Genomic DNA, 12,730 nt, shown 5'->3' with positions numbered 1-12,730 from the left:
TCAGGAACCTATTCATAGGCACTGAAGCTTTGCAAGATATTATAAGAAAATGAAGTAAAGAACAAATATAACAAAGAAGAAATACATGATTGGATGGATTTCTTTCGTACGTCCTTTTACGATCATTGTAATTGGATAAAAGATAAATCCAACTGCGATTCCTGTTGCAATACTATAAGTAAGCGGCATTGCAATCATCGTAAAAAATGATGGAACGGCAATCTCGAATTTCGACCAATCAATCTTCCCTAAAGATGAAACCATTAATACTCCAACAATTATTAATGCAGGTGCAGTAACTGGTGGTGTGATTACAGATAATAATGGGTAGAAGAATATAGAAAGAATAAAAAGTGCCGCAGTAACAAGTGAAGCAAATCCCGTTCTTGCTCCAGCAGCTACCCCTGCAGAAGATTCTACAAAGGAAGTGACCGTTGATGTTCCAAAAATCGATCCAGCAATTGTAGCAATCGAATCCGAAATAAGCGCTTTTCCTGCACGTGGCAGTTTATTATCTTTCACAAATCCTGCTTGGTTTGCAACAGCAACTAATGTTCCTGCATTATCAAAAAAATCTACAAATAAAAAGGTTAATATAACTCCAAGCATTGTTGTTGTATAAAATGAACTGTCTCCAAAAGAGGAAAATAAAGCACCGAAAGTTGGTTCAAGACTTGGAACCTTATCTACAACTTGAGTAGGAACCTCGATTAATTGGAAGACCATACCTACTATTGTGGTGATAACCATTCCATAAAATACGCCGCCTTTAATTCCCTTCACCATCAAAATAACAGTAACAATTAAGCCGAAGATAGCTAGTAATGTATTGCCGTTAGTAAAGTCTCCTAAGCCTACAAGCGTAGCATCATTATTGACGATAATTCCTGCATTTTGCAGTCCGATAAATGCAATAAATATTCCAATTCCCGCCCCAACTGCTAATTTTAACTCAATCGGAATGGCATTTATTAATTTTTCACGAAGCCCAGTAAGGGTTAAAAGTAAAAAGAATACTCCTGAAATAAAAACTGCTGCTAGTGCATGCTGCCACGGGCTTCCATTAACTAGTACAACAGTATAAGCAAAGAACGCATTTAATCCAAGCCCCGGCGCAAGACTTAATGGATACTTTGCTACTAGTCCCATAATGATAGAACCTACAGCAGCAGATAATGCAGTTGCAACAAACACTGCACCATAATCCATTCGTAGTGAATCTGGAAAGTCTGGTACTGTTTGAAGAGTTAAAGTCATCGGATTGACAACCAAAATATAGGCCATTGCCAAAAATGTAGTTAGACCACCTAAAAATTCTCTGCGATAGTTTGTTCCAAGTTCTTCAAACTGGAAATACTTTTTCATCTTTTTTCCTCCTAGAAAAGGTTTGTTACTTTAAATTTCACTAAGCACAAAAAAACGCTCCAGACATTATCCGGAACGTTGACGTTGAGGCTGCGCAGTAGTAAACGGGAAAATTAGAATTAATAAGGACAGTTAACAATACCCGATTCTATTACACTTACCTCGTAGTCAAGCTATTTCCGGTAGCTCGGTAGAAACTTTTGGGCCATATCCCCAACATTATACGACGTAATATAACAATATTTAATTCACTTTTATTTTACCAGTAGGACAAAAGTCCGTCAATACAAAAAACGAACATTATTATGTCCGTTTTTTGTATTGTTCGTATTTTATTATTACTCCCACTCAATTGTAGCTGGCGGCTTGCTTGTAATATCGTACACAACACGGTTTACATGAGCTACTTCGTTTACAATTCGCGATGAAATAACTTCAAGTACATCCCAAGGAATTCTTGCCCAGTCAGATGTCATTCCATCAATGGAAGTTACGGCACGTATGCCGATCGTGTAGTCATAAGTACGAGCATCTCCCATAACGCCTACACTTCTGATGTTAGGCAGTACAGTGAAATATTGCCATACATCACGGTCAAGTCCTGCCTTTTTGATTTCGTCGCGTAAAATAAAATCTGATTCACGAACGATTTCAAGTTTATCATCAGAGATTTCTCCAAGAACACGGATACCTAGACCAGGACCTGGGAATGGTTGTCTCCAAACAATTTCATCTGGAATTCCTAGCTCTGTTCCTAATGCTCTTACTTCATCTTTAAATAAAGTGTTTAATGGCTCAATTAACGTAAATTGCATATCTTCTGGAAGTCCGCCCACATTATGATGGGACTTGATTGTTTGAGCAGTCGCTGTGCCGCTTTCGATAATATCTGTATAAAGTGTTCCTTGCGCTAAAAACTCAATACCCTCAAGCTTAGCTGCCTCATCATCAAAGACATAAATAAATTCATTTCCAATAATCTTACGCTTCTGTTCTGGATCAGCTACGCCCTTTAGCTTACTTAAGAAGCGCTCTTGTGCGTCAACCTTAATGACATTCATATGGAAGCCTTCTGCAAAAGTCTTCATAACACCTTCTGCTTCCTCTTTACGAAGCAGACCATGATCAACAAAGATACATGTTAACTGATCACCAATGGCTTTATGAATAAGTACAGCTACCACGGAGGAATCAACACCGCCGCTTAAAGCGCAAAGTACTTTTTTATCTCCAACAGTTTGACGGATTTTTTCCATTTCAACTTCAATAAAATTCTCCATCGACCAATCGCCTTTACACTCACATACACCGAAAACAAAATTCTTCAGAATATCATTTCCATATACAGAGTGTAGAACTTCTGGATGGAATTGAACAGCATACATACTACGTTCTTCATTACTCATGGCAGCAATCGGACATGAAGGATTTATTCCATCGACAGTAAATCCTTGAGGAGCTTCAACAACTAAATCACCATGACTCATCCAAACCGTTTGTACAGTCGGTAAATCAGCAAATAGCTTTGATTGATTTTCAATTTTAATCTCTGCTTTACCATATTCACGATGTTTCGCCTTTTCTACCTTACCACCGAAATGCATCGTCATTAATTGCATTCCATAGCAAATACCGAAAATAGGCAAGCCAAGCTCGAAAATTTCCTCGTCACAGCGAAAAGCACCTTCCTCGTATACGCTGTTAGGACCGCCAGAAAAAATGATTCCTTTAGGATTCATCTTTTTAATTTCCTCAGCGGTAATCGTATGAGGATGCAATTCACTATAAACACCAAACTCTCTAATTCTTCGTGTAATTAACTGGTTATACTGACTTCCAAAATCTAAAACAACAATCATTTCTTGACCTTGCATTTCTGGTTTCGCCGTCACGTAAGTTCACCCCATTAAGTTATTTGAATGCATATGATTATGCATAGTGTTCACAGTTTCATAAATATTAACGCATTTACAATCTCCATTTGAATGCAAAAACATACTTCATAAAGTGAAACTTCCATCAGTGGGGGTTCTCTATCATCCCCCACTGATGGTTAGTTGAACCAATCGGGCCTTTACGGGCAGTTGATCCCCCACTTAGGTTTCTTTGATTCTCTCGCAACCTTGAAGTGGGGGTCTTACTGCCCGTTAATCTGCGATAAAAAGAAAAAACCAGAATCCCCTCCCCAAATAAAAATGGTGAAGGCAGAGATTCTAGTTTTTATAAATATAAAACAACAGAATTATCTGCCTTCATAGTCAAATCATTTACGGTGATCTGGTAGAAACTTTCGAACCATATTATCGAGGATATATGAAGTCATTTGCATTCAATTTATTATTTAACTTAAGAACGATTGAAAATTACGTTAAATATAGCTCGTTCACTAATGAACCTATTTTAACAACAGGTCTTTTTTCCGGTCAAGCGATTGTTTTTTTGATTAAATTTTCCCACAATTTCTTTGTCTCTTTCCAGCTTCCCTCATTTAATTCGCCTCGATAAATTAATTTCTCATAACGGGCAGTTAATCGGGTCATTTCAGTAGTCGAAAAGAAACGATCAACGTATTCTGCATAATCTCTTAATGTTTGCCCTTCTTTTCGCGGCAAGCCGTAGCGTTTCAGTTCACGTAATAATAGTAAATAAGCCCGCTGGAAGTTATCATCCTTCTTCGACCATTTATATCTTAAAGCTAAGTAGTAGGGAAGCCATTTACCACGGACACGATAAATGACAAAAGCCAAGACAATTAATGCGATTATAAATCCTACTAGCCACTTCCATTTTTTCTCCCAAAACACCTTAAATGAACTGATAAGCTTTTTAAAAGAAAAGGAAGTGGACGCTTTCTCTTCTTTTTCTTCTAATAGATCCGGCTTGTCCTTCACTTCACTTTTTGGCTGTTCTAACGGAGTCTGAGAATTACTTTGGGTAGAATAATCATAATTAAATTGAACACTATTTGAAAAGCTTTTCGTTGGTTCAAACGGAACCCAGCCAATACCAGGGAAAAACACTTCTACCCATGAATGGGCATTATTGTTCGTCACTTCAAAAATTTTACGGTTGTTTTCAGCCTGTCCCTTATATTCCCCTTCTGTATATCCTTTGACCCATCTTGTAGGAATCCCAAGCGATCTAGCCATGATAACCATTGACGTAGAGAAGTTATCACAATATCCTATTTGCGTATCAAATAAAAACTGATCGACATAATCATCTTCTGGACCAGGGATAGCAACCTCTTTTTGGTCATAAGTAAAATTGGAGCCCTTTAAATAGTCTTCTAATGCTTTTGCTTTTTCGTACCAAGTGTTCTTTCCAGCAGTTATTTCTAATGCCAAGTCTCGAACTCTTTGGGGTAGTTCTTCAGGAAGCTGTGTGTATCGATCAAGTAACTCACTTTCTATCGCTGCCCCTTCACTTGCTTTCATTAGAGCAGTTACACTGAACTTCGGTGCATCAAAAACAACGGAATAATTAAAAATCGAAGCGGAATGAATTTTTTCAGTATAATTTTCCAATGAATAAGTACTGTTAGGATGGAGAGGTGTATCAATTCTCTTAATTCCTAAAGGATAAACAATATACCTGTCATGGATATTAGCATTTAGAATACTTCTCTCCTCTTCTTTTTCCACCCCATCATGTTCAAAAAACGAAAAGATAGGAACTTCGTCTTCTCCAGTAAATGGAGATCTATATTCCCTAGATCCTGATGTATCCCACCCTTTACCAGTATAAATATCCTTTGTTTCTACCTTCCAATAATGACGAGACTCCACCTGAGCTGTAAACACAAGCTGATCATTCCCTATGAATGGCCCGCCAAGCCGTGAATCATCCTCGTCGTACCCAATACTGCGAACACCGCCGCCCTCGCCTCCACTTCCCTTTCCATACGATTTAAAAAATGGAACAGGGTCTGGCCATATCGGTTCTGCCTTTGGAGCAGCTAGTCCAAAACTAACACTTATAACTATCATAATCGTTAAAGGGATCATCCATTTTCGGGATAATGTAGGCTTTTTTTGTACAAATTCTTTATCAAGAAGCCTGTAAAAAGTCAGCATACCCATAATCGCAAAGCCAGATATAACCGTTCTTATTATTGCTGCTCCTGCTTCATACGGACTGAATGTGTCAAGAACCGTAATATAAATTAATGTCATGAAGAAAAAGATAAAAATTTGTCTTCTGGCAATCAGCCAATATTGAATTAAATACGCCAATAACCATAGAAGCACAAAAAATAATAAGCTTCTAAAGATATTGCTCAAATTAGACCAATCTCTCTCTACGACTACTCCGATGTTCTCCAGAAGATCCTTAATGAACAGAGATACCCATTCTGTTTGAAAAAAAGAGCCCTCAAAGTATAAAAAGTGTATGGCAAAGACAATAAACACACATTTAATAAAACTACTAATAAATAGAGGTGCCCCTATATAAGACAAGAATAGGGAAACGATAATAAAAAGAATAAATATAATAATATTCGATGTATCTGTTAGCTGTTCGAGCGGTCTTAACCACTCCCAAAGCAGCAGGAAGCCAAAAGCATATAATAGAAAGCTGGCTAAATCCTTTGGAACCTTTCGGGAAGTCATCTTCTGGCCACCTCCGAAAACACTGCTTTAAAATCCCCTTTATGAACTAAAACAATGCGCAAACCTCTTGAATTGGCAGCGGACATTAGGGCAAGCTCATTTTGTGAGAGAATTTCCGCCTCATTCTTAAGGATAAAAATCGTGACTGCGTTATTTTTAGATGTAAGTAAACCTGCTTTTTCAATTAAGCTTCTAGTCAATTGTCCAGTAACGACCATGAGGTTATTTTGCTGAAGTAAGAATCCTTCTACTTCAAGGACTCGGTCAATCGAAACAGGACTATTATCTTTTACCTTGGCAAGATGATAAAATAATTGCAGCTGCTGACCTTCCCCTCCCCTAATTGGAAAAGCTACCCGCTCAGATGCAGAAGAAAGAAAACCAACCTGAGCTCCTTTTTGAAGGATCGCTCGAATAATGGAAGCAGAGAAGGAAACGATGGTCTCGAAACGACTATTCGGTGCACAATCCATTAGAATATATACGTCATGGGATTGCCGCTGTTCGAATTCCTTCGTCATAATTTCATTCCGCTTCGCTGTCGCCTTCCAGTTAATCCATGAAAAACGATCCCCAGGCTGGTACTCCCTAATCCCAATCGCCATTGAAGTATCCCTTTGAACACGCTCTTTTGACGCAGTCATTCCTTGATCAAAATGGTTTTCCAGCGGTCTGTATATGAGTTCTTCATAGGCAGGATAAACAATTATTTTATTGTCTGTTTGAACTAGTATTTCTTTTTCAATTAACCCTAGTGGATCCCCGCTTTTCAGCCTCACATACTGAAAAAAATGCTCTCCTCTCTGCAAATCATTGACTTGATACTCCCAAGTGATCTCCTTTTGAAAGCCAGGAAACAAGAATGCCTTCGTCTTATTCCTTTCTTGTAATAATAGGAGCTGATCACTAAGACAATCTTCAATGACTAAAAAGAATAATGGAAACACTGATTTCCTACTTATAGTAATAGAAACCTTTAATGTTTCACCCGCATTAAATTCAGTTTTTTGGAAAACACGTACGGCTTGAAAATGAGTAAGCGGGTAAAAGGAAAGGGACAGCGCATATATAGCAAACGGGAGAAAGCTATAAAATAAAAACCAGCTTACAAATCCCCCCTGAAACATAGCATAGGAAAAGGTAATCCCGATTAATAGGAACAGAACAATTAATTTCCATACCTTTTTCAATACTGAGAGTATGCTCCTCATCCTACTTCACATACCTTTGTACTGGAACCGGAGTCCTTGCTATAACTCGGTTTACAACATCTTCTGCAGAAATCCCTTCAAACTTAGCCTCAGATTTTAAAATAATCCGATGTACAAACACAGGTCCAGTTAAATACTGAATATCATCTGGGAGAACATAGTCCCTGCCATACATAAATGCATATGCTTGCGCGGCCTTCATTAAAGCAATCGAACCCCTTGGACTTACCCCAAGATAAACACTAGCATGTGTTCTCGTCCGGTTAGCGAGGTCAACAATATAACGTTTTATCGTATCATCTACATGCACTTCTTTTATTTGTGCCTGCAAATCTCTTAATTCCATTAAATCAATAACAGGCTCCAAATCATCAATTGGCCGGACCTTTTGGGCTCGGTCCAATACTTCAATTTCCTCCTTCATGTCCGGGTAACCCATTTTCATTTTTAATAAAAATCGATCTAATTGCGCCTCTGGGAGAGGATATGTACCCTCATATTCAATTGGGTTCTGGGTCGCCATAACGAAAAACGGTTTTTCTAAACGATGAGTGACCCCATCAATGGTTACACTGCTTTCCTCCATCCCTTCAAGGAGAGCAGATTGTGTTTTCGGAGAAGTTCGGTTGATTTCATCCGCTAAAATAATATTCCCCATAATTGGCCCTGGTCTGAACTGGAACTCCATTTCCTTCGGATTATATATGGAAACACCTGTTACATCTGACGGCAGCAAATCCGGAGTAAACTGAATTCTTCTGAAATTTGCCCCAACAGATTTCGCAAGTGCGCGGACCATCATTGTTTTTCCAACACCCGGAACATCTTCTAGTAATACATGCCCTTCAGCCAGTAAAGCGATTATGCTCAATTCCGCAACATTTCGTTTCCCGATCATGACTTTTTCAATATTGCTTATTACTTTCTCTATCATAGGATGCATGTAATTTCGATTCATATAATACCTCCTGTAATCTATAAAAATACTTATACTAGCAATTTTTTTACTGCTAGCTGTCTCCTTCTATTTAATTCGATATATTCTGTCAAATTCCTGTAATATTCTTCTAAACTTTTACATTATTAAAAATGGATTCATTAATGTAAGGTCAACATAATTGGCTGAACTCATTAGAAAAGCCAAGCAGTACCTTATATAAATTCATTTTCTCTTTCGTACAATCATTTGAATATTTCTAGCTCCTAAAAAAAATGGAGTCTCTGAAAATTTTTTTCGGAGATTCCATTTTTACATTAGTAGGTGTCTAATTCCATGGACTTTGGTTCTGCTTCAAGTACTCGCAAACCAAGCGCACCGGATATGATGTAAAGAACGCTTGGAATAAACATAAGGAAGATTGAGACCGGGAACGATAGGATCCCACACGTAATCATTAATCCCCCAAAAAGCTTATGGTCCATCCGATTCACAAGGCAGCTCATAATAAGTGCAGCCACTTGAATAATTAAAAAAATAAATGCAATGATTACAATCACCGTTGCAGCCCCTGCATCATCGGCCAAAAAGCCGATAAATGCAACAAATAATGCTGAAAGTGCTACAAGGATGCCAATAATTCCACCTACTAGGCCTAATACAAACTCTGCTGTTCTCTTCATGATTTCCCCCAGTATTTCTGTTTTCATCTCATTATATGCCTATATTTATGTGAAAACACAAACCATTTCCACTTCTATATATCCCCCTTATCCTGTCCTCCTTATTTATTATTTTTTATTTTCCTCTCGCAAGAGCTCCATCCGTTTTGCCCAATCATTGATTTTCTGATCAATTCGATTGACCTCAGCATCAATTTCCATTTTCTTTTGCTCTTTTAATTGCCCATTAAGCTGTTCCAATTTTTCCTTATGCTCCTCAATTTTGTTTATTAACCTATCTTTTTGTTCCTCAGTAATCATTTTCTCTATTAGCATCACATTAGCTGCATCCCTGAACCTGCCTTGTTCTACATTGATTGCATAAGAAATTTTCTGAGACATTTTATCAACATCCATATCCTGCCAAAATATTGCAAATGTCCCCTTTGGAGAGGCCCATTGCTTCCCCATAATTTCGATCATGCCTGGAGGTACCCATTTTTGGATAACTGTATTCTTTAGCTCCTCTGTATTCTTTGCTGAGAAATACTCGCCTTGACCTGCCTCCGCAACAGCTTTTAATTGATTCTCATGTTTTTCATCCACATCAAATCCGATAATATTTACTTTGCGATTCTCTTCACCTTGAACAAATTGTTTTGCTTCTTCAACGGGATTCCCATCACATGTCTCAGCGCCATCACTCACAATATATAGTGTTATATCTCCATCCATTGATTGACTGACTTCATTTGCTTTATTAAGAGCTCCTGCTAAAGGCGTCCAGCCTTTAGCCTCAACGCCATCAACTGCTTTATAAAAGTTTTCTTCGTGATATTTTTGTAATGGATACACCTCTTCTATCTTTGAGCACGATAATTGCTTATCCTTATTTTCCTGTGACCCAGCGTGTCCATAAACATAAAGCGAAACCTCACTCGTTGCGCCAATTGTTTTAGCGAAGCTGCGAACAGCACTTTTGGCAATTTTCATTTTCTGTTCTCCGTCTACGTTAAGCAGCATACTCGAGCTGGCATCTAGCATGATAATTGCCTTTGAAGGAGCTGCTTTCTCTTGAATAGCTTTGTTTTCTGATACTTCCTCAGGTTCAGGCAAGTACGGCTCATCAAACTGTGGTTTAAATGCCATGAGCTCAGGAACAACCTCATCGTATGCACTGTTTCCTAAGTAATAAATGAAAGATTTAAATAGAATATCGGTATCACCCGTTGCTTTTGCTGCAGCACGTAAATGCTCAGTTAATTCATCCTCTATTCCTTTTAATGTGTTCGTACTTGGCCATGATGCTGTTTCTTTATCGTATGGAAAATCCTTCGTTAATTGCCCCGACATCGAGCTTGCAAATTCCTCAATTGTAGCAGGTATTTTCACTGCCTCTATTTCTGTTAATGCCGTTTCTTCCTTCACTTCCGGCTGCTTGTTTTCTTCTTTCTTTTGCGGTGCTGTCACTGCTTCTACGTCTGTCTCTGCTTCTGGCTTCTCTTTGCTGACGTCCTTCTTGTCAGAGCAGCCTGTAAGGAATAGCAGTAAAATACTCGTCACCGTAATAGCACGTTTAATCATAGTATCACCTCAATAAATATAATATTTTTGTTTATTTACGCTTTTGATTTAGCTATAGATTCTATGAATATTTCACTATTTTTTTCCTGTAATGACAGATACTTCGTGTCACACGTTCAATTTTACTCCATTTTCCATTTATTTTTATTAAATTTACTAAAATAGTAAATAAGTAACAAGAACTCAATTGTAATATTTAGGATAAAAGATAGAACAGAACTTCCGAATTTAGGAATAAAGATTCAAAATGGTTTTGTGCATATTCACAAGCTCTTCATTACTTTATAATAAATTTTATAAAAATTGGAAATTGGAGGGAATGTCGGTTGAAGCTCACTTATTCGATTTTTTGCTTATTAGTGATTGTATTATTATTTCATCCGATGCTAGCGGAGGCAGAATCCTTCTCAATTGATCAGGTAGATATCCATGCTTTTTTACTAGATAATGGTGACTTATATGTCGAGGAACTATTTACTTATCATTTTGAAGGCGAATTTAATGGAACGACTCGAACGATAGGAAATGATGATCATCAAGGTGTTAAATTTTTTGAAGGATATCTCGCTCCAAAAGATATGAAGCTATTAAATTATGACCCGAAAACGTTAAAGCCATTAAAGGTGGAAAGGGAAGACTTAACCTATAAGGTTCATACAGCCTCCAAAGATGAAACGAAAAAGGTTTTTTATCGTTATTTGATTGAGGGTGCAGCAACTAAATATGAAGATACTGGGCAATTTTACTGGCGTTTTTTCGATGAAATGAATGAATCCGATTTGCATCATTTAACAATTCGAATGGCTCTTTATCACGACCTGTCCACAACATTAAAAGGCCAAGCCTTCTTACATGACTTAACTGGCGGAAGCCTCAAAAAGTCTTCGCAGTATGGGTTTATTTACGAAAATAAACTTTTACCAGCAGAGAAAACAGTAGAAATTCGCTATCTTTTTCCTGAAGATTTCTTAAAAAATGCAAGTTTTACAGAAAAGGAACCTATGCTTTCAACCTTTTTAAGTGAAGAAGAGGCTTATCAAAAATGGTTTGCAAAGAGAAGCCGCTGGGAGCCAGTTGTTGAAAATATTAATGATGTATTTTTAGGAATGGCTATCCTCTTATTATTCATAACAATCTTCTATCCAAGAAGGCTTTATCGGTTATTTCATAAAGGCGTTCCAATCGCTAATCTTGGGGAGATGGATTCATTTACCCTTGCTGTCCTTCATCGCAAAAGTCAGCTGCAGCATAGTGACATAATCAGTTCTTTATTCCGTCTCCACCAAAGCGGGATTATTTCAATGGAACACACATTAGCTAGAGCTTCTTATTTGGAGGATGAAGAGGCACCAGATCACACTTATCACTTTACCCTTTTAAAGGATGAACAGAAGCTAAGACATTATGAGAGAGACATTATTGACTGGTTATTTACAATAGATAATACAGGTAAAAAAAGCTTCTCCTTGGATCAGCTCCCTTTTCCAACAAAAACAGAAAGGCAGAAAAACTGGCGTTTAGAAAAAGAGTATAAACAAGCTGAAAAAAAATTTCATCAGACTTTTAAAAAATGGAGAAAATCTGTCCTTCATGATCAGGAATTAAAAAAATATGTTAGAGTCAATCCAATAAGAAAATGGCTAAACATTGCGGGATATCCACTATGGATCCTTTATTCCCTATTAAGCGCCTGGATGGGCAAGGCCGATCTATATAATATTGTCTTAATCCTTCTGTTTTTAACAGGCGGCTTGGCAATTATGTATATTAAAAAAGAAAGACGATTTGCCTTATTAGCTTATTTGTTTATCGGTTCCATCATTACTAGTATATTTACCTATGAAATAGATTTTATGTATATCACGGTTTCTACTGCCCTCGTGATTACCGCCTTATTCATTCCGGTACTCGATATTACGATGAAAGGTGTGCCCTATTTTAAAGGAATTCAATCATTTAAAAAGGCGATTCGTTCCGGTAACTTTGATTTTGAAAGTTCAAAAGGGAAAATGGAAAAATGGTATCAGCACGCACTCTCTCTAAATCTATTTATAGAATTAAAAATTAGATATGCAAACATCTTTTCAGAGCAGATAGAGGGGCTATCACCACTTTTAAAGATTCCTGCAGAAGCAGCAGATATTTTCCAATATCCACACCAATATTACTACCGCACATACTCATCGCAAAGCTCAGGAGGATCTTCCGGAAGCGGATCAAGCGGTTCAAGCGGTGGCTCTGGCGGCGGTGGGGGAGCAGGCGCGTTTTAAAACTTAGCTCCTCTCCCTTTCTCAATTAGGAAATTCATTTGTAATATTAATAGGTAATAAGGCCATTCCCTGCCTAATGGTAAGGAAT

At 37.7% G+C, this 12,730-nt stretch carries 8 protein-coding genes and 2 riboswitches; of the genes, 1 reads left to right on the top strand and 7 read right to left on the bottom strand.

Annotated elements, in window-relative coordinates:
- Positions 1-39 precede the first annotated feature (39 nt).
- The 7 genes from FSZ17_RS03690 to FSZ17_RS03660 form a co-directional block, all read right to left on the bottom strand.
- Entirely contained in the window at positions 40-1,365 is a 1,326-nt protein-coding gene (locus tag FSZ17_RS03690) for an NCS2 family permease (RefSeq protein WP_057776324.1), read from the bottom strand.
- 145 nt (positions 1,366-1,510) lie between these two features.
- Positions 1,511-1,612: riboswitch (purine riboswitch) on the bottom strand.
- A 91-nt stretch (positions 1,613-1,703) separates the two neighbouring features.
- Positions 1,704-3,239, bottom strand: a complete 1,536-nt coding sequence (guaA, locus tag FSZ17_RS03685) for a glutamine-hydrolyzing GMP synthase (RefSeq protein ID WP_185150697.1) — start codon at positions 3,237-3,239, stop codon at positions 1,704-1,706.
- Positions 3,240-3,600: 361 nt separating this feature from the next.
- A riboswitch (purine riboswitch) is annotated at positions 3,601-3,702 on the bottom strand.
- Between the two features lie 86 nt (positions 3,703-3,788).
- Positions 3,789-5,978: a DUF4129 domain-containing transglutaminase family protein gene (locus FSZ17_RS03680; protein WP_057776322.1), complete on the bottom strand. Its 2,190-nt coding sequence runs from the start codon at positions 5,976-5,978 to the stop codon at positions 3,789-3,791.
- The gene (locus FSZ17_RS03675; RefSeq protein ID WP_057776321.1) at positions 5,975-7,189 is read right to left on the bottom strand and encodes a DUF58 domain-containing protein; all 1,215 of its coding nucleotides are present in this window, start codon (positions 7,187-7,189) and stop codon (positions 5,975-5,977) included. Before FSZ17_RS03675 ends, FSZ17_RS03680 begins: the two co-directional genes overlap by 4 nt.
- 1 nt (position 7,190) lies before the next feature.
- Positions 7,191-8,147: an AAA family ATPase gene (locus FSZ17_RS03670; RefSeq protein ID WP_057776320.1), complete on the bottom strand. Its 957-nt coding sequence runs from the start codon at positions 8,145-8,147 to the stop codon at positions 7,191-7,193.
- Positions 8,148-8,443: 296 nt separating this feature from the next.
- Positions 8,444-8,809, bottom strand: coding sequence for a DUF4064 domain-containing protein (locus tag FSZ17_RS03665; RefSeq protein WP_057776319.1), 366 nt, complete (start codon positions 8,807-8,809; stop codon positions 8,444-8,446).
- A gap of 108 nt (positions 8,810-8,917) precedes the next feature.
- Complete coding sequence (locus tag FSZ17_RS03660; protein ID WP_057776318.1) at positions 8,918-10,372, bottom strand: vWA domain-containing protein; 1,455 nt, start codon at positions 10,370-10,372, stop codon at positions 8,918-8,920.
- A gap of 326 nt (positions 10,373-10,698) precedes the next feature.
- On the opposite strand from FSZ17_RS03660, the gene FSZ17_RS03655 reads away from it, so the two are divergent.
- Positions 10,699-12,642, top strand: a complete 1,944-nt coding sequence (locus FSZ17_RS03655) for a DUF2207 domain-containing protein (protein ID WP_057776317.1) — start codon at positions 10,699-10,701, stop codon at positions 12,640-12,642.
- Positions 12,643-12,730 lie beyond the last annotated feature (88 nt).

It is taken from the genome of Cytobacillus dafuensis, from assembly GCF_007995155.1.
In the GTDB taxonomy this organism is placed as follows: Bacteria; Bacillota; Bacilli; order Bacillales; family Cytobacillaceae; genus Cytobacillus; species Cytobacillus dafuensis.
This window is presented reverse-complemented; position numbering and strand designations above follow the sequence as displayed.